Genomic DNA, 23,227 nt, shown 5'->3' on the forward strand with positions numbered 1-23,227 from the left:
CCGGGACTTAGGTTTCCTCTGCCTTAACGGCAGGGATGATGATTACCGATGCCCTTCCCGACCCCCTTCTGCCACTGCCGCTGCAACAGCATCCGCAGTTCGCGCAGACCCTATGCGCGATGGGGCGGGATGCGACTTGCCTGACCCTGCGGACGGGTCCGCGTCGGCTGGGCCATGCGGTGATGATCGCGCGCAACAGCATGATCTTTGGCCGCATCGGCCTGGTATCGCAGGGCCCCTATTGGACCAGTCCGCCCAGCATGGCGGACCGGGTTGACGGATTCCGCGGGCTGTCCGCGCAGGGCGTCCACCTGATCAACGCGAACAACGGCGAAGACGGGGCGCTGACCCAGGCGGGGTTTCGCAAGGTCATGACCGCGGCCCATATCGCGCAACTGGACATTCGCGGCGGCGAAGAAGCACGACGCGCCCGAATGGACATCAAATGGCGCAACCGCCTGTCGCGGGCTGAGCGCAGCGGGCTGCGCTGGCGGTCCCTGCGGTATGAAGGTGAACCCGACCATTGGCTTCTTGCAGAGGAGGCCCGGCAACAGAAGGCCAAGAAATACAAAGGGATGCCGCCCTGTTTCTCTGCCGCCTGGGCCGTGAACAGCCCCGGTGGGGCCCGGCTGTTCGTGGCCTATGACGGGCGCGAACGGGTGGCCGCGATGTTGTTCCTGATGCACGGGCCGGTCGCCACCTACCAGATCGGCTGGAACGGGCCAATCGGGCGAGAGATGCACGCCCATAACCTGCTACTTGCACGGGCGTCGGACTGGCTGGCGGATCGGGGCATTCGCCGGATCGACCTTGGCACCATCGACACCGAAGCCGCGCCCGGCCTCGCCCGGTTCAAACTGGGCAGCGGGGCAAAGGCGATCCCGTTGGGCGGAAGCTGGCTGCGCCTGACCCGCGCGGGATGAGTCGGGAACGGTTTGCGGTTCCCCCGGCGGCCCGCAGGCCGCTATAACGGGTGAAACGAAACAGCCGGGCCACCCCATGTCGCTTTTGCAGATCGCCTCTCTCCTGATTGTCCTCGCCGGGGCGTTCGGGGCCATCAACTACCTGTTCCTGAAACTGCCCTCTGCAATCGGCATCCTCGTGGTGGCGCTTCTGGCCTCTTTCGCGGTGATCGTGACCGATGCGCTGTTTCCCGCCCTGACAGTCGAAGAGGCGATCCGCGCCGAGGTGCTGGAGATCGAGTTTTCCGATGCTCTTCTGGAAGGGATGCTGGGCCTTCTGCTGTTCGCGGGTGCGCTGCATGTGAAACTGGGGGACCTTCGGGCGCAATGGCTGCCCGTCCTCTTGATGGCGACGCTGGGGGTCGGTCTGTCCACCCTGATCGTCGGGGTCGGGTTCAGTTGGATCACCGGGATGCCGCTGCTGGTCGCGCTGGTCTTCGGCGCGTTGATTTCGCCAACCGACCCTGTCGCCGTTCTGGGCGTCCTGCGCGAAGCCGACCTGCGCAAATCGCTGGAAACCAAGATCGCGGGCGAAAGCCTGTTCAACGACGGGGTCGGCTACGTGGTCTTCCTTGTGCTGATCGGGCTGGCCTTTCCCGCGGACGACCACCACGCATCGGGCGTCTCCGCCGCGCTGACCCTCTTTGTGCAAGAGGCGATTGGCGGCGCACTTTTGGGGATCGTCCTGGGCTGGCTGACCTTCCGGGTCATGCGCCTGATCGACGACTATTCGCTCGAGGTGCTGATCACGCTTGGCCTTGCCTTCGGCGGCTATGAACTGGCCGTCTGGCTGCATGTCTCGGCCCCGATCATGGCGGTTTGCGCAGGCCTGCTGATCGGCGACGTCGGCGCGAAGTACGGCATGTCCGAAGAAACCCGCAAATACGTCGACGCCTTCTGGAAACTGATCGACGAGATCCTGAACGCCGTCCTGTTTCTGATGATCGGGTTCGAGGTCTTCGCGGTCGCCTTCGACACCAGTTTCCTGATGACGGGCGTCCTGTCCATCGGTCTGGCACTGATCGCGCGACTGGCCGCCGTGGCAATCCCCATCCTTGTCCTGCGCCCGTTCCGCGATTTCAGCCCCGGCGTGATCCCGATCATGACATGGGGCGGTCTGAAGGGCGGGATTTCGGTCGCGCTGGCCCTGTCCTTGCCCGACACGGAATGGAAACCACTGATCCTGACCTGCACCTATATCGTCGTGGTCTTTTCGATCATCGTGCAGGGTCTGACCGTAACGCGGGTGGCCGAACGGTTTGGCCGCGCACCGGAGCTGCCCCATGACTGAGTTCTTCGTTTATGACGTCTTCACCGACGCACCATTTGGCGGCAACCAGCTTGCAGTGATCCCGGATGCTACGTCCCTGCCCGAAGACAAGCTGCAAAAGATCGCCCGCGAATTCAATTTCTCGGAAACCGTATTCCTCTACCCCGCCCAATCCGTTGACCACACCTCCCGCCTGCGGATCTTCACCCCGACGATGGAGGTGCCCTTTGCCGGCCACCCGACCATCGGCGCGGCGGTGGCCCTGTCTGATCTTGGCAAGGGGCCCGAGATGATTCTGGAGCTTGACATCGGCCCCCTGCCCGCCCACGCAAAAGCCGGCGCCGCCGAATTCAGTGTCACGGCGAAACTGGAGGATTTCGGCCAACCTGACCCGGAGCTTATCGCCGCCTGCCTTGGCCTGCCGGTTGCCGCGGTGGATTGCACCGCCCATGCGCCGATTCAATGCTCTCTTGGCCTGCCCTTCACCTTTGTCCGGCTGGACAGCCGCGACAGCCTGTCCGCCTGCCTGCCCGTGACCGACGCCTTCCGCGAGGGCGCCCGCCGGTTCCCCACCCCGCTGGATTTCGCGATCTATGCCTATGTGCGGGACGGGAACCGGGTGGATGCGCGCATGTTCGCGCCCTTGGACAACATCCCCGAAGACCCGGCCACCGGCAGCGCGGCGGCAACCCTGACCGCCCTGCTGGCCCGGATCGGCAAGGCTGACATAACGCTGAGCATCCATCAGGGCGATGACATGGGCCGCCCCTCGGTCATTCGCACCGAAACCGGCGACGGGATGGTGACCGTGGCCGGCAATGCGGTCCGCACCATGTCCGGAACCCTCACATGTTAGCGCAAAGCCCCGAAATTGGGTGTGGAGCCACGCGCCGCTTTCCCCTAAAGACACCCCCGAGATGACCGAGACCATTCTTGACCGTTGCGAGGCAAAGGGCCTGCGCATGACCGACCAGCGCCGGGTCATTGCCTCGGTCTTGCAGGATTCCGACGACCACCCGGATGTCGAAGAGCTTTATCGCCGGGCCAGCGACCGGGATAACCGAATCTCGCTCGCCACGGTCTACCGCACCGTCAAACTGCTCGAAGAATCCGGCATCCTTGAAAAGCACGAATTCGGCGACGGGCGCGCCCGCTACGAGGCGGCGGACCGGGCCCACCACGATCACCTGATCGACCTCAATAGCGGCGACGTCATCGAATTCGTCGACGATGAGATCGAGGCGCTGCAGGAAAAGATCGCCCGCAAGCTTGGCTATGAAATCAAGGGGCACCGGCTGGAACTCTACGGCGTCCCTCTGAAAGACAGGAAATCCTAGGTGGGCAACCTCAAGGGCGCGGGATGGATGACCTTGGCCATGGGGCTTTATGCCATCGTGGACAGCTGCATCAAACTGGCCACCGAAACCCTGCCCAAGGCGCAGGTGCTTGTGGCGATCGGGATTGTCGGTCTGGTCGCCTTCTCTCTCGCGGCGAAATCCAAGGGGCTGAAACCACTGCCCCTGCAGGTCTTTCAGGGCGCTGCGCTAATGCGGGGGGTGTTTGATGCGGGTGCATCGGTCCTATTCGTCTTTGCCCTGCGGGATGTGGACCTGTCGCTATTCACCACGATTGTTCAGGCCAACCCGCTTCTGGTCGTCCTTGGGGCCGCCATTTTTCTGGGCGAACCGGTCGGCTGGCGCCGCTGGACCGCGATCCTGATCGGGCTGTGCGGTGTGCTGATCGTGCTTCGCCCGACCGGCGACAGTTTTACACCCGCCGCAATCCTCGTGGTTCTGGGCGTCATCCTGCAAGCCTCGCGCGATCTGATCACCCGCGTGGTCAACCGGGATATTCACACGCTGCAATTGTCGGCCGCGGCCTTCGTGGCCCTGATCGTTGCGGGCTTCATTCAGGGTGTGGCCCAGAACACCCCGCCCCTGCGGCCCGAAGGCATGGCATGGCTCTACCTTGGCGGGGCCTGCTTCCTGTTCATCCCGGCGGTCTATGCGATGGTTGCCGCGATGCGGGTCGGCGATGTCAGCTTTGTCGCCCCCTTCCGCTACACGCGGATCGTCTTTGGCCTTGCCCTTGGCGTCATCATCTTCCGCGAAACCCTCGATGGCTGGACCCTTTTGGGGGCTGCCATCATCGTCGGTTCTGGCCTTTACAGTTTCTGGCGCGAAACCCAGGCAAAGCGCCGCGCTTCCCTTTCCAATCCCGAGACGCTATAGAGCGCCCGTTATCGCTAACACCCCTGCCCGATAGGAGCATCCCATGAGCACCATCATCGACATTCACGCCCGCGAAATCCTCGACAGCCGCGGCAACCCCACTGTTGAGGTGGACGTGACGCTGGAAGACGGCACCATGGGCCGCGCCGCTGTGCCGTCCGGCGCCTCCACCGGCGCCTACGAAGCGGTCGAGCGCCGCGACGGGGACAAGGCCCGTTACATGGGCAAAGGCGTGCTCGAGGCCGTGGCCGCCGTGAATGGCGAGATTGCCGAGAACGTCATCGGCGCGGACGCCACCGATCAGGTCGAGATCGACGAGCTGATGATCGAACTGGACGGCACTCCGAACAAGGGCCGGCTGGGCGCCAACGCGATCCTCGGTGTGTCGATGGCCGTGGCCAAGGCCGCCGCCGATTACACCGCCCAGCCGCTCTACCGCTACATCGGCGGCACCTCGGCCCGCGTCCTGCCGGTGCCGATGATGAACATCATCAACGGCGGCGAACATGCCGACAACCCGATCGACATTCAGGAATTCATGATCATGCCGGTGGCTGCGGAAAACATCCGCGAGGCCGTGCGCATGGGCTCCGAAGTGTTCCACACCCTGAAAAAAGAACTCTCTGCCGCGGGCCTTTCCACCGGGATCGGCGACGAAGGCGGCTTTGCGCCGAACCTGTCGTCCACCCGCGACGCGCTGGATTTCATCCTGAAGTCCATTGAAAAGGCTGGCTACAAGCCGGGCGAAGAGATCTTCCTCGCTCTTGATTGCGCGGCGACCGAATACTTCAAGGACGGAAAGTATGTCCTTGCAGGCGAAGGAAAAACCCTCTCCTCCGACGAAAACGTCGACTACCTCGCCGCGCTGGTGAACGACTATCCGATCATCTCGATCGAAGACGGGATGAGCGAGGACGACTGGGACGGCTGGAAGGCCCTGACCGACCGTCTGGGTGACAAGGTGCAGCTGGTCGGCGACGACCTCTTCGTGACCAATCCCGCCCGTCTGGCCGACGGAATCGCGCGCGGCTGCGCCAACTCCATGCTGGTAAAGGTCAACCAGATCGGCACCCTGACCGAGACGCTGAAGGCCGTCGAAATGGCCCACCGCGCCCGCATGACCAACGTCATGTCCCACCGCTCGGGCGAAACCGAGGATGCGACCATCGCGGATCTCGCAGTTGCCACCAACTGCGGCCAGATCAAGACCGGCTCGCTTGCCCGCTCCGACCGGTTGGCCAAGTACAACCAGCTGATCCGGATCGAAGAAATGCTCGGCGCTTCGGCCGAATTTGCCGGCCGTTCGATCCTGCGCGGCTGATCTTTTCACCTTGAAGGGGGCCGGGTGCGCAGGCACTCTGCCCCCATGATCAAGGCGTTCATCTTCGATGTTTTCGGCACCTGCGTGGACTGGCGCACCTCCGTCGCGCGCGAGGTCGCGGCCGTGCTGCCGCAGGTTGACGCGCTGGCCTTTGCCGATGCCTGGCGCGCGGAATACGACCCGGCGATGGCGCGGGTGCGCGAGGGGAACCGGGGCTATATCGCGCTCGACGATCTGCACCTTGAAAACCTGAAGACTGTGGCTGCGCGGTTTGGGGTGGTGGCCCCGGACAACCTGAACGCGGCATGGGAAAGGCTCGACCCGTGGAGCGATGTAACTTCGGGCCTTAGCCGTTTGAAACAAAAGGCAATCATCGCACCGTGCTCCAACGGCTCCATCGCCCTGATGACCCGCCTTGCGCGCTATGCGGGGCTGCCATCGGACTGCATTCTTGGGGCCGAGATTGCCCGCGATTACAAACCGAAACCGGCGGTCTACCTAGCTGCCTGCGCCGCACTGCGCCTTGACCCGTCCGAGGTGATGATGGTCGCCGCCCACAATGGCGACCTGCACGCGGCCCGGGCCACGGGGCTGAAAACCGGGTTCATTCCACGCCCGACGGAATACGGCCCGGCCCAGACCACCGACCTGTCCGCCGATGCCGACTGGGACGTTATTGCACATGATTTCAATGACCTGGCGGACAAGGTTTGAGCACGGCAGATGATATCATCGCCCAATTGGGGCTGGAGCCGCATCCAGAAGGCGGCCATTATCGCCAGACATGGGTTGCTGGGGGATCGGGCCGCCCCGCCGGCACCTGCATCTACTTCCTGCTGAAGGCGGGCGAGCGCAGCCATTGGCACCGGGTCGACGCGGTCGAGATCTGGCATTTCTACGCAGGCGCGCCGCTGGACCTGTTCATCGCGGAAACAGCGGCGGGGCCTGCCACGCGGCACCGGCTTTCCCCTGAGATCGGGATAAACATCGGGCCACAAGCCATTGTTCCCGAAGGGTTCTGGCAGTCCGCGCAGACAACCGGCGACTACACGCTGGTCGGCTGCACCGTGTCGCCCGGCTTTCAGTTCAGTGGCTTTGAACTGGCCCCGCCCGACTTTGACATTCCCATCCAGGACAGCTGACCATGCGCTACCACGATTGCCTGAGCCAAGAAGAACAGCGCGCCGCCGGGGTGGCGACCCCCGCCGCCTATGCACTTGCCGACAGGGTCCGCTTTAACGAGATCGACGCGCTGGGGCACGCGAACAATGCCGCCTACACGGTCTGGTATGAAACCGCGCGGGTTCGATATCTGCGGCATCATGGGCTGACCAGCTTTGGCCCGGACGAGCCACGCCTTGTCATCTTCCGGGCCGAGATCGACTATCTGGCAGAGCTCTTCGCGGAACAGGACTATGTCATCACCTGCCGCTGCGTCGGTTTCCGCACCTCCAGCTTTACCCTTGAAAACGAGCTTTGGGCGGGCGGCAGGCTGTGTAGCCGGTTCCGCGGGATCATGGTTGCGATGTATCCTGACGGGTCGGGAAAGATGCCGCTGCCCGACAGCTTCCTGAAGGTCTTCGAAGGGATCGACGGGGCCGTGAGCGCCACCTGAACAACGCCCGGCAACTCGCTGTGAAACAAGAAAAAAGAGGGGCCGAAGCCCCTCTGAAAGTTTCGCCGTTCAGGCTCATTTTCGTGTACCGCCCGGTTTCTGCCTGCGGCCTGAACGTCGGCGGCGCGGGCGCACCCGCGCCGGACCACGTTGGAACGCACAAGGCGTTCCGACGGGGCAGACTGGAGTCCGCCCCGCCAATCTTCTTAGCTACACCCGCTGGTCCCGCCGCAGGTGTTGCACTTCATGCAGGTGCCGTTGCGCACCAGCGTGTAGTTGCCGCATTCGCCGCAGGGATCGCCTTCGTAGCCCTGCATCTTGGCCTTGTCGCGGGCCGAAATGCTGACCGACCCGGTCGAGAGCGCGGTGCTGCCGCCAACGGCGACCTGTGCCGTGGCCACTTCGGGCACCAGCGTTTGCAGCGCGGCGGATGCATCGGCTGCCCCGGCGAATGCCGTGGCCCCGATCCCGCCTTGCAGCACGACCAGTTCCTGCGGAAGACGCTTGCGCAGGTAGCCGGTGGAGCTGATCTGCTTGAGCACTTCCAGCGACTTGGAGGCGGCGCTTTCGGACGGGGCGGCCACGTTCGACACGCCCTCTTCCTCGCCCCGGCCCAGATCGTCGAAGGAGGCGCCTTCGGGCTTCACATGGGCCAGATCGGTCCGGTCCAGATAGGACACTGCCAGTTCGCGGAAGATATAGTCGAGGATCGAGGTCGCCGACTTGATCGAGTCGTTGCCCTGCACCATCCCGGCCGGTTCGAACTTGGTGAAGGTGAAGGCGTCAACGAATTCTTCCAGCGGCACCCCGTATTGCAGGCCCACGGACACCGCGATGGCGAAGTTGTTCATCATCGCCCGGAACCCGGCGCCTTCCTTGTGCATGTCGATGAAGATCTCGCCAAGGCTGCCGTCCTGATATTCGCCCGTCCGCAGATAGACCTTGTGGCCCCCGACGATCGCCTTCTGGGTATAGCCCTTGCGGCGTTCCGGCATCTTTTCGCGCTGGGTGCGAAGGACTTCCTTGACGATGATCTTTTCGACCACCTTTTCGGCCAGAACGGCGGCCTTTTCCTGTGCGGACCCGGTTGCGAGGGTCTCGGCGGCTTCGTCGTCATCCTCGACCAGCGCGGCGGCCAGCGGCTGCGACAGCTTGGAGCCGTCCCGATAGAGCGCGTTGGCCTTGATCCCCAGCGACCAGGACAGCTCGTAGGCCTTCTGGCAGTCTTCGATCGAGGCATGGTTGGCCATGTTGATCGTTTTGGAGATCGCGCCCGAGATGAAGGACTGCGCGGCGGCCATCATGTAGATGTGGCTGTTGACCGACAGATACCGCTTGCCCTTCTTGCCGCAGGGGTTGGCGCAGTCGAACACGTTCAGGTGCTCTTCCTTCAGGTGCGGCGCCCCTTCCAGCGTCATCGTCCCGCAGACGTGATCGTTGGCGGCGTCGATTTCGGCCTTGGAGTAGCCAAGGTGGCGCAGAAGGTCGAAGGTCGGGTCGTTCAGCTTTTCGGCCGGGATACCCAGCGTCTTCTGGCAGAACGCCTCGCCCAGGGTCCACTGGTTGAAGACAAAGCGGATGTCGAAGGCGGACTTCAGCGCCGCCTCGACCTTGTCCAGTTCAGCCTGACCGAAGCCATGCCCAATCAGCGAGGTGTGGTTGATCGCCGGGGCCTGCCCGATGGAGCCGTGGCCGACCGCATAGGCGATGATCTCTTCGATCTGGGCGCTGCCATAGCCGAGTTTTTCAAGCGCGGCGGGCACCGATTGGTTGATGATCTTGAAGTAGCCGCCACCGGCCAGCTTCTTGAACTTCACCAGCGCAAAGTCCGGTTCGATCCCGGTGGTATCGCAGTCCATCACCAGACCAATGGTGCCGGTGGGGGCGATCACGCTGGTCTGGGCGTTGCGGTAGCCGTGCTTTTCCCCAAGGCTCAGCGCCTCGTCCCAGGCTTCCATGGCCAGCTTGACCAGACGCTGGTCGGGGCAGTTGGCGTGATCCAGCGCGACCGGCTTGACCGCAAGCTGTTCATAGCCCTCGGTTTTGCCATAGGCCGCGTTGCGGTGGTTGCGGATCACCCGCAGCATGTGGGCGCTGTTCTTTTCATACTGGGCAAAGGCCCCCAGCTCGCCCGCCATCTCGGCCGAGGTGGCATAGGCCACACCAGTCATGATCGCGGTCAGGGCACCGGCCAGCGCACGGCCCTCGTCGCTGTCATAGCCAAAGCCCATGTTCATCAGCAGGCCGCCGATGTTGGCATAGCCAAGACCAAGGGTCCGGAAATCATAGGACCGCTGCGCGATTTCCTTCGACGGGAACTGCGCCATCATGACCGAGATTTCCAGCGTCACGGTCCACAGGCGGGTCGCGTGCATGTAGTCTTCGACCTGGAATTCGCCGTTCTTGTAGAAGGTCAGCAGGTTCATCGACGCAAGGTTACAGGCCGTGTCGTCAAGGAACATGTATTCCGAACAGGGGTTCGACCCGCGGATCTGCCCGTCTTCGGGGCAGGTGTGCCAGGCGTTGACGGTGTCGTGGAACTGGATGCCCGGATCGGCACAGGCCCAGGCGGCGTGGCCGACCTTTTCCCACAGGTCGCGGGCCTTGACGGTCTTGGCGACCTTGCCGTTGGTGCGGTTGATCAGGTCCCAATCGGCGTCATCCCGGACGGCCTGAAGGAAGGCATCCGTCACGCGGATCGAGTTGTTCGAGTTCTGACCGGAGACAGAGTTGTAGGCCTCGCTGTCCCAATCGGTGTCGTAGGTCGGGAATTCGATGCTGTCATAGCCCTGCTTGGCGTAATCCAGCACCCGCTTGATGTAGGTTTCCGGAATGGCGACCCGCTTGGCATCGCGGACGGCTTCTTTCAGCGCGTCGTTCACCGAGGGATCATAGGCGTCATCGGCCTTGCCGTCCCATGTCTTGATCGCCTTGAAGATGCCGTTCAGCTTCTGCTCGTGCATCTTTGATCCGGCGACGATGCTGGCGACCTTCTGTTCTTCCAGAACCTTCCAGTCGATGAAATCCTCGATATCCGGGTGGTCGGCGTCGACGATCACCATCTTGGCGGCGCGGCGGGTGGTGCCGCCGGACTTGATCGCGCCCGCGGCGCGGTCGCCGATCTTGAGGAAGCCCATCAGGCCGGACGACTTGCCGCCGCCGGACAGGCCCTCGCCCTCGGCCCGCAGGGACGAGAAGTTGGTGCCGGTGCCAGAGCCGTATTTGAACAGGCGCGCCTCGCGCACCCAAAGGTCCATGATGCCGCCATCGTTCACCAGGTCATCGCTGACCGACTGGATGAAGCAGGCGTGCGGCTGCGGATGCTCGTAGGACGAGGTCGATTTCGTCAGCTTGCCGGTCTTGTAGTCGACATAGTGGTGACCCTGCGCCGGGCCGTCGATGCCGTAGGCCCAATGCAGGCCGGTGTTGAACCACTGCGGGCTGTTGGGCGCGGCGCGCTGGGTGGCCAGCATGTAGCGCATTTCGTCGTAATAGGCGCGGGCGTCTTCCTCGGTCGAGAAATAGCCACCCTTCCAGCCCCAGTAGGCCCAGGCCCCGGCCAGACGGTCGAACACCTGCTTGGCCGATGTTTCACCCGAGAAGGTCGCGCCTTCGACCGGCTCCGACCGCCACAGGAATTCGGGCACGCCCTTTTCCTTGACCTTCTTCATCTCGGACGGGACGCCCGCCTTGCGGAAATACTTCTGCGCGATGACGTCAGAGGCCACCTGGCTCCATTTCACCGGGACTTCGCAGTTGTCCAGCTTGAAGACGACGGTGCCGTCCGGGTTGCGAATCTCGGACGACGTGGTCCGGAATTCGACCTCTGCATATGCGTCCTTGCCTGCCTTCGTGAAGTTGCGTTCGATCTTCATCGCGCCTTGCCCCTTGGTTGCCGACGTTGCGGCTGATCCCTCATCCTGCGACACCCAGATGCCGCCCTCTCTCGTGGCCGATGCGATATCAGGTGGCGTCCGCGCAAACCGATCCCGGTCGCGGCCCGCCCCAGCAGACGAACCGCGTCAGTGTGAATCACCCGTCGTCGGGGCAACCCTTTTTTCGTTCTGTTTGCGCCGTCCCTGCCACTAAATGTTGTATCGTATCGGCCGGCTCGCACAAACTGGCGTATCTACCCCTAGGGGGTCAACGGTTATTTTTAGACTAGATGTAGGAAAAATCTGTTGACCCTGACCCTAAGTGCAGGGTCCGCCGATTCCTCCCCCGAGTTACCCACAGATGGTTAATTCTTGTGCATCCAAATGTTCGATTTTGGAAAGTTTTGATATCCGGGGGGCTTAGGTCGCAACCTTGACGCTTTGGATGAGGTCCGGCTTGGCGCGGCACGACCTGCGCCACGCGCCTACCACCTATTGTGCACGTTGACATAAAGGCCACAAATCCTGAGGGTGACCCAAAGCAACAAGACACAGGATCTCGTGAGCAGCCCCACCAGAATCCCCGAGGTTTCATTCGAAACCGCCATGGCGCGGATGCGTCAAATCGGAGCGGCTCGCAAGTATCCGGGCCGCAATGACCCGCGGGAACTGGATGGTTTGATCCTGCCGAAACTGTCGCCAAGGTTTACGATGAACCTGACCGATGGACGTCCGGTCTTTACCCTCGGGTCCTGCTTTGCACGGAATGTGGAAACCGAATTGGAACAGCACGGCGCCAATGTCCCGGTTGCCGGATACGCCGTTCCGAAATCGGAATGGCCATGGCCCCGCGCCAATGGAATCCTGAACGAATTCACCCCCGGCACCATGGCGCAACGGATCAACTGGGCGGTGCAGGGCACTGAATTTCCGGCAGAAACCATTGTCGAGGTCGAACCGGCGGCGTTTTCCGACCTGCTTTTGGCCGGGGGCCAGACCGTGACGCGCGAACGCGCGCTGACCCGGCGCGCGGAGGTCGCCCAGCTGTATCGTTGGTTGCCGCAATCCTCGACCGCGATCATCACGTTGGGTCATGTCGAAAGTTGGTTCGACCATCTGACCCAATGCTACCTGAACCGATTGCCGGACCCGCGCATCGCCGAGCGTGACCCGACCCGGTTCACCTTTCGCCGTCTTGGGCCAGACGCGGCGCTCTCGCTCCTCGACCCCGCAATCGGACGTCTGGGCGATCTGGGGGTGAATGTGATCTTGACGGTGTCCCCCGTCCCCATCGGCAACAGCTTTACCGGGATGGATTGCGTCACTGCCAATGAATATTCGAAATCGGTGCTGCGCATCGTGGCCGAGGAGCTTTGGCAGGCGCATTCCCATCTGGATTATGTCCCGATCTACGAAACGGTGCGCACCGCCGGGATCGTGGCCTATGACGCGGACAAGGTGCATGTGTCGCAATTCATCGTCCGCCGACTTGTCCGCCATATCGTGGCCCAATACCTGCCCGATGCGCTGGCGGCGGAATAGGGCCTAGGGTTGCGCGTCTTCTGCCCGTACCGCCGTCACGAACTCGCCATGCAGATGCGACACGGCGCTGGCGTGAATCTCTGTCGCCGTCATCGCGGGCAGGTTGGCCCAGCCGCCATTCGCATTGCCGGTAAAGGCGGCGCAGGCATCATGGGTAAGGCGGACCCGGAACCCAAGGTTCGCCGCCATCCGGCAGGTGGTCGACACGCAATGCGGCGTGGTCAGACCGCAGATCAAAAGATCCGTCGCGCCGATGTCGCGCAAATGCGCCTCTAGCCCGGTTCCGATGAAGGCAGAATTGACCGATTTGTCAAAAATCACCTCTCCGGCCTCAGGCGCGACCTGCGGTTTGAACGCGGTGCCGCCTGTCGCGGGGCCCAACGGGCTGCCCGGTTCGATGCTGACGTGGCGGATGTGGACAACCGGCGCGCCAGCCCTTCGCCAGCGGGCCAGAAGATCGCCCGCCTTCTCCTCGGCGTCCGGGTTGTTCCGGTCGCCCCAGACCGGGCTGTCGAAACCGGTCTGGATGTCAATCAGGATCAGCGCGGGCGCTGTCATTTCCCGGTGGGGTGCTGGTAGGTCATCCGCCGCACCGACCCGGTCTTGGACCGCATCAGGATGGTTTCGGCGGTCAAAAGTCCCGGATCGCGCTTGATCCCATGCAGGATCGACCCATCGGTCACGCCGGTCGCGGCAAAGATCACATCGCCCGTCACCATATCGTCGCGGGTATAGACCCGGTCGAAATTGGTGATCCCGGCCTTGGCGGCGCGGGCCTTTTCATCGTCGTTGCGGAAGACCAGCTTGCCGAACATCTGCCCGCCCATGCATTTCAGCGCGGCGGCAGCCAGAACGCCCTCGGGCGCGCCGCCCTGCCCCATGTACATGTCGATGCCCGTGGTCGGTTCGGCACAATGCATCACGCCGGCCACATCGCCGTCGGTGATCAGACGGATCGCCGCGCCGGTGGACCGGATTTCCGCGATCATCTCTTCGTGGCGGGGGCGGTCAAGGACGCAGACGGTGATGTCTTCCGTCGAGCAGCCCTTGGCGGCGGCAAGTGCCGACACCCGTTCCGACGGCGACATGGCAAGGGTCACAGTGCCCGGCTTCAGCCCCGGCCCGATGGCCAGCTTGTCCATATAGGTGTCGGGCGCATGCAGCATAGAACCGCGCGGCCCCATGGCAATGACGGTCAGCGCGTTGGGCATGTCCTTGGCGGTCAGGGTGGTCCCTTCCAGCGGGTCCAGCGCAATATCCACCGCCGGGCCGTTGCCGGTGCCAACCTCTTCGCCGATGAACAGCATCGGTGCCTCGTCCCGTTCGCCTTCGCCGATCACCACGACACCGGCGATGTCCAGCAGGTTCAGCTGTTCGCGCATGGCGTTGACCGCCGCCTGATCCGCCGCCTTTTCGTCGCCCCGCCCGATCAGCCCGGCAGAGGCAAGCGCCGCCGCCTCGGACACGCGGGCCAGGCCCAGGGACAACATGCGGTCGTGAAATTCAGAGGCCTTTGCCATGGGATGTCCCTCGTTCTGGAATGCGTTCAGGGTCACCTAGCGCCCCGCGCGTCCGACTGACAAGCCCGGCATGGCCCTCAAGCCGATGATAACGTTAACAGACCGGTCCGGGGCCGCGATCAGACCGCTTCGATGCGGATCGCGACCGGTTCGCCCTCGACCACGCCAGTTTCGCGGAACCCGGCAAGCGCCTGTTCCAATGCCGACCGCGTGGTCTTATGCGTGACGATCAGAACCGGGGCGGTGGTGTCTTCATGCCCATATTGGCGCATCCGGTCGATCGAGATGCCGCTTTCGCCCAGAACCCGCGCGATTTTGGCCAGTGCGCCGGGTTTGTCCTGCAATTGGATACGCAGGTAATAGGGGGCGGGCACGGCGGCGCGGGCGGCGGGCACATTGCGCAGCCCGGTCGCGGGCTGGCCGAAGACCGGCAACCGGATCCCACGCGCGATATCGACGATGTCGCCCATCACCGCGCTGGCGGTCGGACCTTCGCCCGCGCCCGCGCCGCGCAACACGATCTGGCCCACGCTGTCACCTTCCAGCACGACCATATTGGTCCCGCCCTGCAACTGGCCCAGCGGCGAACTGTCGGGCACAAGACAGGGCGACATGCGCTGTTCCAGCCCCCGGCCCGTCATCTGTGCCACGCCCAGAAGCTTGATCTTGTATTCCATGTCGGCGGCAGCGCGGATGTCTTCGATGGTGATCGCGCCAATCCCCTCCAACTCGACCGCGTCGAAATCCACCTGCGTCCCAAAGGCGATGGCCGACAGGATCGACAGCTTGTGGCCCGCGTCGATGCCGCCCACGTCCAGCTGCGGATCCGCCTCTAGGTAGCCCAGCCCGTCAGCTTCGGCAAAGGCCTGATCGTAGGTCAGACCCGCGCTTTCCATCCGGGTCAGGATGTAATTGCAGGTGCCATTCATCACGCCCATGACGCGGGAAATCTGGTTCCCGGCCAACCCTTCCAGCAGGGATTTGATCACCGGGATGCCCCCCGCGACGGCGGCCTCGTAGCGGATCGACCGGCCTGCGGCCTCGGCCTGTTCGGCCAGCGCCTGCCCGTGATGGGCCAGAAGCGCCTTGTTGGCGGTGACCACGTCCTTGCCCGCCGCCAGCGCCGCCTCGGTCGCGGCCTTGGCCGGGCCGTTTTCCCCGCCCATCAGTTCGACAAAGACATCCACGTCGTCCCGCTTGGCCAGCGCAACAGGGTCGTCTTCCCATGCGAAGTCGGAAATCGACACGCCACGATCCTTGCCGCGCGACCGGGCCGAGACCGCCGAAATGGTCACCGGACGGCCCGCGCGGGCCTCCAGCAGGGCGGCGTGTTTTCGGACGATCTTGACGACGCCCACGCCGACAGTGCCAAGACCGGCGATACCAAGACGAAGGGGTTCGGACATGGGGATTCCCGTAGGTTTCTTTGAAGTTCGAAAGGCTGTTACCCGGAAGTCGGCCCTACTGCAACGCGGTGCTGTTCACCCCGGCCCGCATTCGGGCGCGGGTGGTGCCGTCGATCACCGGACCCCGCAGCCGCGCCGCCCGTGCCTGCAACGCCCGCAGCCGGGCGGTCAGGCTCGCGGCAAACTCCGGCGTCAGCGGGCTTTGGCCGCTGGTCTGGTCCAGCCCGGCCAGAACCGGACCCAGCGGAATGATCGCCGGATAGGGGGCCCGCTCTGCCGATGTGACATCGACCCGGTCGAGGGCCGGAAATTCGGCGCAAGCGGCAAGAAGTGCCAATGGTATCAGATACTTGAATTTCATCCGGCGTGACGGCCCCGTGGTTTGGCCCGACGATACAGTCAGCCCGCCCCCTCCCGCAAGGCCCGCCCGCCGACACCGCCCCCTTTTCAAATGAACATTCGTTCAGTTAGATGGGGGTATGGCACGGAAACGCGGTTCCCATTCTGACATCACCGGCCCCAAGGTGCGCGAGGCCGCCCGGCACTTGTTCGCCCGCCACGGCTATGCCGCCGTGTCGATGCGCCAGATCGCGGCAGAGGTCGGGGTGCAGGCCGGGGCGCTGTATAACTACACCCCCGACAAACAAAGCCTGCTGTTCGACCTTATGGAAGAGCACCTGTCGGAACTCCTGACCGCTTTCGATGGCACGGCCGATCCTTCTGCCCCGCCCCCAGCCCGGCTGGACCATTTCGTGCGCCACCATATCGGGTTTCACATGGACCGGGCCGATCAGGTGTTCATCGCCTATATGGAATTGCGCAATCTGGAGCCCGGTAATTTTGCCCGTGTCGAAGCGATGCGCCGCGCCTACGAGGACCGGCTGGAGGCCATTTTGCAGGCCGGCGTCGGAACCGGCGATTTCAGCGTCACCGATCTGCGGGTGACCACTATGGCGGTGATCGCCCTGTTGACCGGGGTGACGAACTGGTATCGCAAGGGCGGCCGCCTTGACCTTGCCGAGATCGAAGAGATCTACCTCAACCTCGTGCGCAAGGCCGTCGCAGCCTGAGAAGCGAACTGCCCGCGCTGTTGAGGGCCACACCCGCTCCGGTCAGATCGCCCCTCCCTTTTCTTGACCAACCCCTCCTTCCGGGCTAGAACAAAAAGAGAACATAAACCGGCGAGGAGACTCATGCACAGCGCCCCTCCCCCTCCGAAAACCGCGACCCAGCTGTTGCGGGGGCGCGCCACGCGCCCCGGACAGACGGACAGGACGGACGAGGCCCCCATCTCTGCCCCCACCCTGGCCGAGGTTTTTGCCGACAGCCCGATGGACGGGGCGGCGACGGGATTCGTGCTGGCCCGGCTGCGCGCCGATCAGACCGGGCGCAAGGGCGCGGCGGACAAGCCGATCCTCTGGGTGCAGGACCGGGTGACCCGGCGCGACATGGGCCGCCCCTATCTGCACGGGCTGGCGCAGGCCGGGCACGACCGGCCGATCCTCTATGCCTGCGTCGGCAAGGCCGCCGATCTTTTATGGGTGCTGGAACAGGGGGTCGGCTGCCCCGGCCTTGGCGCCGTGATCGGAGAGCTTTGGGGCGATCCGCCCGCGCTGGATTTCACCGCCACGAAACGGCTGGCGATGCGGGCCGAGGCGCATGGCGTGCCCTGCTGGCTGATCCGGCGGGGCGGGCAGGCAAACCTGTCGGCGGCGCGGGAACGCTGGCGGGTCGGATCGCTGCAATCGCTGACACACCCCGACGACAGCCGCGCCCCCGGCGCGCCGGTCTGGCAGGCCGACCTGTTCCGCGCCCGCTGGCGGGCCCCGGGACAATGGGTGGCCCGGCCGATGCAGGACGGCGGGCTGCACCTTGACCACGGCATGGAACAGAACGCCGCCCCACCCGAAGAACGGACAGGTTAACGCAGGACACGAACCCGATGAAACACGAGGACAAGCTGCCCGTCCTCTCGCAGACTGCCCAGCAGGCCCCGCAGACGGGCGACAAAAGCGCCTTTGAAGAGGCGCTGTCCGTGCTGCGCGACGCGCTGGTGGCGGACCTGCACCAACTGCCCCGGCAGGACAGCCCCGCCGCGCGCCCCGCCTGGCGGGCCGGGGGCGATCCCGGCAAGGCCCGCGCCGACCGGGCCGGGGCCGCCACCCCCGCCCAGCGCGAAGGCCGGGACCGGGACGAACGCAATCCGCTGGGGCGGCGTATCACCGCGATCCACCTGCCCCGCTTCGCGATGGAACGCTGGCAGAAATGGGCCGCCGGACGCAACGATGCCCCGCCCGATGACCTGCCCGTCGCGCTGGCCGTGGAAGGGCCGCACGGGCCGGTGATCCATGCCACCAACCGGCCCGCCGAACAGGCCGGGGTGCACCGGGGCGCGCGGGTGGTGGACATGCGCGCGCTCTGCCCCGACCTGCGGGTCGATTACGCCGATCTCGCCGGGGACCGGGCCGCGCTGGAACGGCTGATGCTCTGGGCGCGGCGCTGGTGCCCCTGGACGGCGGTGGACGGCGATGACGGGCTGGTGCTGGACACCACCGGGTCGGATCACCTGATGGGCGGCGAGGCGGCGATGCTGCGCGGGATGGAGGAGGAGCTGTCGCGGCTGGGGCTCAGCGCCGCGCTGGCGGTGGCGCCCACCCATGGGGCGGCCTGGGCGCTGGCGCGGTTCGGCCGGGTGCGCGAGGTCTGCGCCCCGGACCGGCTGGCCCTGCGGATGGGGCCGATGCCGGTCCGGGCGCTGCGGCTGCGAGGCGATGCGGTGCAACTCCTCAACCGGCTGGGGCTGAAAACGGTGGGCGACCTTGCCGCCGTGCCCCGGCTGTCGCTGGCGCGGCGATTCAACCGGGCAGAACTGCCCGACAATCCCCTGTTGCGGCTGGACCAGATGATGGGACGGCTGGCCGAACCGGTCAGCCCGCCCGAAGAGCCGCCCCGCTTTGCCGTGCAATCGCGGCTGGCCGATCCCGTGGCCGACCCCTCGGACTGGGTGCCGGGGCTGTGCGACGAATTATGCGGCGGGCTGGCGGCGGCGGGGATGGGCGCGCGGCAGGTCCGGCTGACGGTCTACCGCACGGATGGAGAGGTCTCCTCGGTCAGCCTGCGGCTGGCGCAGGCCAGCCGGGATGGGGCGCATATGGCGCGGCTGTTCGACGGGCGGCTGGACCGGATCGACCCCGGCTTCGGCTTTGATCTGATCACACTCGAGGCCGGGCTGACCGAACCGGTGGACCGGGTGCAGACCCGGATCGAGGGCGGCAGCGACGACGGGACCGAGGTGGCGCGGCTGATGGACCGGATCGGCGCGCGGCTGGGGCCGGGCACGCTGCGGTCTCCGGCGCTGTCGCACAGCCATATCCCCGAACGGGCCGAACGCTGGCCTCATGCCCCCGCCGGGCGGGCCACCCCCACCGCCCCCGCCGGGCCGGACCGGCCGCTGCACCTGTTCGACACGCCCGAGGAAATCCGGGTGCTCTACGCCGTGCCCGAAGGGCCGCCCGCGCAGTTCGTCTGGCGCCGGGTGCCGCGCCGGGTGGCGCGGTTTTCCGGACCCGAACGGATCGCCCCGGAATGGTGGGCCGACAGCCCCGGCACCCGGCTGCGGGACTACTACAAGATCGAAAGCGACCATGGGCTGCGGCTCTGGATTTACCGGGACGGGGTATTGGGGGACCAGCGGGGACACATGCCGCAATGGTTCGTGCATGGGGTGTTCCGATGACCCGCGGGCGGCAGGACGGCACCGGAGAAAAGGGGGCTCTGCCCCCTCTTCGCTACGCGAATTCACCCCCGGGATATTTATTGACCCAAAGAAGCAAGGAACCATTAACCTTAATGGGCCATGAAGAAGGTGCGGAACAGGCGGGGACGCCGATGGCCGCACCCGGAGAAGGCCCCCCGGCAGCGTTGACCTGCACGGGGGGCTGGACCTGTCCCCTGTCTTCTTTGGGTTACAAATATCCCGGGGGGAGGCCGCGGCACGCGGACGGGGGGCAGCGCCCCCCTGCCCGGCCCGCCGACCTGCGCCATCCCGACCGCTGCGCACCCAGTCACCATGGGTTTCAACCCATGGCCCGCCGGTGGGGGCCGTGATGCCGGAAAATGACCATGCGATCCCCCGCCGCACCCTGCCCGAGGACGGCAACTTCCCCCCCAACCCGCGCGCGCCCTTTGTCGAGCTGGGACTGGCCACCTGTTTTTCCTTCCTGCGCGGCGCCTCGGACGCGGTGGACATCGCGCAGGAGGCCTGGGCGCAGGGCTATGACGCGATCGGCTGCGCCGACCTGAACACGCTGGCCGGGGTGGTGCGCCTGTGGTCCGAGGCCCGCAAGGCCAGCCTGCGCCCGCTGACCGGCTGCCGCCTGCGGCTTCTGGGGGGCGAGGAATTCCTTGCCTATCCCACCGACCGGGAGGCCTATGGCCGCCTGTCCCGCCTGCTGACCAAGGGCAAGCGGCACGATCCCGACGGCACCTGGCAGGCCAAGGGGGTCTGCGACCTGACGCTGAAGGATCTGGCCGCCCATGCCGAGGGGCTGATCCTGATCGCGGTTCCACCCGAGGATCTGGAAGGGTTCGCCCGCGCCCTGCCCCGGCTGATCCGCCGCCTGCCGACCCTGTCCCATATCGCCGCCGCCCACCGGTTCCGGGGCGAAGACCGGGCCCGGATCACCCGGCTGGACCGGCTGGCCACCCGCCACGGGCTGGCCCTGCTGGCCACCGGCGATGTCCTGTATCACGCGCCCGACCGCCGCCCGCTTCAGGACGTGATGACCTGCATCCGCGAAAAGACCACGCTGGCCCGCGCCGGCCGCCTGCTTGAACCCAACGCCGAACGCCACCTGCGCCCGCCCGCCGAAATGGTCCGCCTGTTCGCCGAATGGCCCCACGCGATCCGCGCCAGCCGCGAAATCGCCGACCGGATCACGTTCGATCTGTCCGACCTGTCCTATGAATACCCGCGCGAGGTGACGCCCGCGGACATGACCCCGCAGGCCTATCTGGAGCAGCTCACATGGGATGGCGCGGCAGAACGCTACCCGGAAGGCATCCCCCTGCCCACCCGCGCGGTTCTGGAAAAGGAACTGGCGATGATCGCGAAACTCGACATCGCCCGCTATTTCCTGACCATCCATGACATCATCCGCTATGCCAGGCACGAGGCGACCCCGCCGATCCTGTGCCAGGGGCGCGGGTCTGCGGCAAATTCCGCCGTCTGCTTTGTCCTTGGGATCACCGCCGTGGACCCGGCCCAGCACCAGCTTTTGTTCGAACGTTTCATCAGCGAGGAACGGAAAGAGCCGCCCGACATCGACGTGGATTTCGAACATGAACGGCGCGAGGAAGTGATCCAGCACATCTACCAGAAATACGGACGCGACCGGGCGGGGCTCTGCGCCACGGTGATCCATTACCGCCCCCGCTCGGCGATCCGCGAGGTGGGCAAGGTCATGGGCCTGTCCGAGGATGTGACCGGGGCGCTGGCGAAAACCGTCTGGGGCAGCTGGGGCACCACCGTCGATGAAAGCCACGCGAAAGAGGCGGGCGTGGACCTGTCCGACCGGACCCTGCGCCGCACCCTGATCGTCGCCCGCCAGTTGATCGGGATGCCCCGCCACCTGTCCCAGCACGTGGGCGGCTTCATCCTGACCGAACGCCCGCTGACCGAAACCGTGCCCATCGGCAACGGGGCCATGGCCGACCGGTCCTTCATCGAATGGGACAAGGATGACATCGACGCGCTGGGGATACTCAAGGTCGATATTCTGGCACTGGGGATGCTGACCTGCATCCGCAAGGCCTTTGACCTGCTAAAGGCCCATTACCACCGCCCGCTGACGCTGGCCGATACCCCGCGCGAGGACCCGCGCGTCTATGACATGCTGTGCAAGGGTGACAGCGTGGGCGTGTTTCAGGTGGAAAGCCGGGCCCAGATCAACATGCTGCCCCGGCTGCGCCCGCGCGAGTTTTACGACCTTGTGATCGAGGTCGCCATCGTCCGCCCCGGCCCGATCCAGGGCGACATGGTCCACCCTTACCTGCGCCGCCGGAACGGCGAAGAGGCGGTCGAATACCCCGCGCCCGCGCCGCCGCACGACCCGCTGGAACTGAAGAACATCCTTGGCCGCACCCTTGGCGTGCCGATCTTTCAGGAACAGGCGATGAAGATCGCCATCGACGCGGCCAAGTTTTCCCCGGCTGAGGCGAACGAGTTGCGCAAGGCCATGGCGACCTTCCGGTCCAAGGGCACGATTGGCCTGCTGGAAGACAAAATGGTCGGCCGCATGGTTGCCCGCGGCTATGACCCCGATTTCGCCCGCCGCTGTTTCGACCAGATCAAGGGCTTTGGCGAATACGGATTTCCCGAAAGCCACGCCGCCAGTTTCGCCCATCTGGTCTATGTCTCAAGCTGGCTGAAACGGCATTACCCGGCGGCCTTTGCCTGTGCCCTTCTCAATTCCCAGCCGATGGGGTTTTACGCCCCGGCCCAGATCGTCCGCGACGCGCAGGACCACGGGGTCGAGGTGCGCGCGCCGGATGTGAATTATTCCGACTGGGACAATACGCTGGAACCCATCGCCGACCGTTACGACACCACCCCGCGCCGGGCGGCCGGCCCGCCCCGGTTTGCCCTGCGGCTGGGGCTGCGGCAGATCGGCGGGTTCCGGGAAGAGGCCGCCGCCCGGCTGATCGCCGCCCGCGACGCGCCCTATCGCGACGTGAAGGATCTGCAGGACCGGGGCGGGCTGTCCGCCCCCCATATCCGCCGGCTGGCCGAGGCCGACGCGATGCGGTCCCTGTTCATCGACCGCCGTCAGGCCCTGTGGGAGGCGAAGGCCCTGCGCGATGCCCCCGACCTGCCCCTGTTCCGCACCTCCCGCGATGAAGGGGACGAGGTGCCCGTCCCCCTGCCCGTCATGCCGGTCTGCGAACAGGTGGTTGCCGATTACCAGACCCTGCGCCTGTCCCTGAAGGCGCACCCGATGTCCTTCCTGCGTCAAAGCATGCGCAAGCAGGGGTTCATCGACACCGCCGCGCTGAAATCCACGCAGAACTGGCAAAAGGTGCGCATGGCCGGGCTGGTCCTGATCCGGCAGCGCCCCGGCACCGCCAAGGGCGTCTGTTTCATCACCATCGAGGACGAGGTGGGCGTCGCCAACCTTGTGGTCTGGCCCAAGGTGATGGAGGGGTATCGCAAGGTGGTGATGCAGTCGCGCCTCCTGATGATCGAAGGCTATGTGCAGCGCGATGCCGAGATCATCCATGTCATCGCCCAGCATCTGGAAGACCGGACCGATGCGCTGATGCGGCTGGCCCCCGAAGGGATCGCGCCGCCCCTGTCCCATGCCGACGAGGTGGTCAAACCGATCCCCGGCCCGACCCACCGGCACCCGCGCAACGCAAGGATCATCCCCAAAAGCCGGGATTTCCACTAGCGCCCGAAACGGTCGAAACACAAACGGCACGCGCCCG

Annotated in this window: 19 protein-coding genes; 14 read left to right on the forward strand and 5 right to left on the reverse strand. The window is 65.2% G+C overall.

Features of this window, described 5'->3' with window-relative positions:
* Positions 1 to 38: 38 nt before the first annotated feature.
* From U3648_RS14500 to U3648_RS14540, 9 genes are all read left to right on the forward strand, one after another.
* Positions 39 to 923: a GNAT family N-acetyltransferase gene (locus U3648_RS14500; RefSeq protein ID WP_420859953.1), complete on the forward strand. Its 885-nt coding sequence runs from the start codon at positions 39 to 41 to the stop codon at positions 921 to 923.
* Between the two features lie 76 nt (positions 924 to 999).
* The gene (locus U3648_RS14505; RefSeq protein WP_420859954.1) at positions 1,000 to 2,253 is read left to right on the forward strand and encodes a cation:proton antiporter; all 1,254 of its coding nucleotides are present in this window, start codon (positions 1,000 to 1,002) and stop codon (positions 2,251 to 2,253) included.
* Positions 2,246 to 3,088, forward strand: a complete 843-nt coding sequence (locus U3648_RS14510; RefSeq protein ID WP_420859955.1) for a PhzF family phenazine biosynthesis protein — start codon at positions 2,246 to 2,248, stop codon at positions 3,086 to 3,088. The genes U3648_RS14505 and U3648_RS14510 overlap by 8 nt, the downstream gene beginning before the upstream one ends.
* Before the next feature lie 61 nt (positions 3,089 to 3,149).
* Entirely contained in the window at positions 3,150 to 3,569 is a 420-nt protein-coding gene (locus U3648_RS14515; protein WP_420859956.1) for a Fur family transcriptional regulator, read from the forward strand.
* Positions 3,570 to 4,463, forward strand: coding sequence for a DMT family transporter (locus U3648_RS14520; protein ID WP_420859957.1), 894 nt, complete (start codon positions 3,570 to 3,572; stop codon positions 4,461 to 4,463).
* Positions 4,464 to 4,506: 43 nt separating this feature from the next.
* Positions 4,507 to 5,784 carry a phosphopyruvate hydratase gene (gene eno / locus U3648_RS14525; RefSeq protein WP_420859958.1) on the forward strand — a complete coding sequence of 426 codons (1,278 nt, stop codon included), beginning with the start codon at positions 4,507 to 4,509 and terminating at the stop codon, positions 5,782 to 5,784.
* 45 nt (positions 5,785 to 5,829) lie between these two features.
* Entirely contained in the window at positions 5,830 to 6,498 is a 669-nt protein-coding gene (locus tag U3648_RS14530) for a haloacid dehalogenase type II (RefSeq protein WP_420859959.1), read from the forward strand.
* Entirely contained in the window at positions 6,495 to 6,926 is a 432-nt protein-coding gene (locus U3648_RS14535; RefSeq protein ID WP_420859960.1) for a cupin domain-containing protein, read from the forward strand. The genes U3648_RS14530 and U3648_RS14535 overlap by 4 nt, the downstream gene beginning before the upstream one ends.
* Positions 6,927 to 6,928: 2 nt before the next feature.
* Positions 6,929 to 7,399: an acyl-CoA thioesterase gene (locus U3648_RS14540; protein WP_420859961.1), complete on the forward strand. Its 471-nt coding sequence runs from the start codon at positions 6,929 to 6,931 to the stop codon at positions 7,397 to 7,399.
* Positions 7,400 to 7,605: 206 nt separating this feature from the next.
* On the opposite strand, the gene U3648_RS14545 is transcribed toward U3648_RS14540, so the two are convergent.
* The gene (locus U3648_RS14545; protein WP_420859962.1) at positions 7,606 to 11,274 is read right to left on the reverse strand and encodes a vitamin B12-dependent ribonucleotide reductase; all 3,669 of its coding nucleotides are present in this window, start codon (positions 11,272 to 11,274) and stop codon (positions 7,606 to 7,608) included.
* Positions 11,275 to 11,835: 561 nt separating this feature from the next.
* Here U3648_RS14545 and U3648_RS14550 point away from each other — a divergent pair.
* Complete coding sequence (locus U3648_RS14550; protein ID WP_420859963.1) at positions 11,836 to 12,816, forward strand: GSCFA domain-containing protein; 981 nt, start codon at positions 11,836 to 11,838, stop codon at positions 12,814 to 12,816.
* 3 nt (positions 12,817 to 12,819) lie between these two features.
* Here U3648_RS14550 and U3648_RS14555 read toward each other — a convergent pair whose 3' ends face one another.
* The 4 genes from U3648_RS14555 to U3648_RS14570 all read right to left on the reverse strand — a co-directional run bounded on the left by U3648_RS14555 (position 12,820) and on the right by U3648_RS14570 (position 16,103).
* The gene (locus U3648_RS14555) at positions 12,820 to 13,374 is read right to left on the reverse strand and encodes a cysteine hydrolase family protein (RefSeq protein WP_420859964.1); all 555 of its coding nucleotides are present in this window, start codon (positions 13,372 to 13,374) and stop codon (positions 12,820 to 12,822) included.
* Positions 13,371 to 14,336, reverse strand: coding sequence for a class II fructose-bisphosphatase (glpX, locus tag U3648_RS14560; RefSeq protein WP_420860049.1), 966 nt, complete (start codon positions 14,334 to 14,336; stop codon positions 13,371 to 13,373). The genes U3648_RS14555 and glpX overlap by 4 nt, the downstream gene beginning before the upstream one ends.
* A gap of 119 nt (positions 14,337 to 14,455) precedes the next feature.
* A complete protein-coding gene (locus tag U3648_RS14565; RefSeq protein ID WP_420859965.1) occupies positions 14,456 to 15,742 on the reverse strand; it encodes a homoserine dehydrogenase in 1,287 nt (428 codons plus the stop codon).
* A 55-nt stretch (positions 15,743 to 15,797) separates the two neighbouring features.
* A complete protein-coding gene (locus U3648_RS14570; RefSeq protein WP_420859966.1) occupies positions 15,798 to 16,103 on the reverse strand; it encodes a hypothetical protein in 306 nt (101 codons plus the stop codon).
* A gap of 118 nt (positions 16,104 to 16,221) precedes the next feature.
* On the opposite strand from U3648_RS14570, the gene U3648_RS14575 reads away from it, so the two are divergent.
* The 4 genes from U3648_RS14575 to U3648_RS14590 all read left to right on the forward strand — a co-directional run bounded on the left by U3648_RS14575 (position 16,222) and on the right by U3648_RS14590 (position 23,190).
* Positions 16,222 to 16,812: a TetR/AcrR family transcriptional regulator gene (locus tag U3648_RS14575; RefSeq protein ID WP_420859967.1), complete on the forward strand. Its 591-nt coding sequence runs from the start codon at positions 16,222 to 16,224 to the stop codon at positions 16,810 to 16,812.
* Positions 16,813 to 16,935: 123 nt separating this feature from the next.
* The gene (locus U3648_RS14580; RefSeq protein ID WP_420859968.1) at positions 16,936 to 17,667 is read left to right on the forward strand and encodes an ImuA family protein; all 732 of its coding nucleotides are present in this window, start codon (positions 16,936 to 16,938) and stop codon (positions 17,665 to 17,667) included.
* Positions 17,668 to 17,684: 17 nt separating this feature from the next.
* Positions 17,685 to 19,478 carry a Y-family DNA polymerase gene (locus U3648_RS14585; protein ID WP_420859969.1) on the forward strand — a complete coding sequence of 598 codons (1,794 nt, stop codon included), beginning with the start codon at positions 17,685 to 17,687 and terminating at the stop codon, positions 19,476 to 19,478.
* A 370-nt stretch (positions 19,479 to 19,848) separates the two neighbouring features.
* Positions 19,849 to 23,190 (forward strand): error-prone DNA polymerase, encoded by a 3,342-nt coding sequence (locus U3648_RS14590; RefSeq protein ID WP_420859970.1) that lies wholly within the window; start codon positions 19,849 to 19,851, stop codon positions 23,188 to 23,190.
* Positions 23,191 to 23,227: the final 37 nt, after the last annotated feature.

The sequence above is a fragment of the Marivivens marinus genome, assembly GCF_035969385.1.
Classification (GTDB): Bacteria; Pseudomonadota; Alphaproteobacteria; order Rhodobacterales; family Rhodobacteraceae; genus SELP01.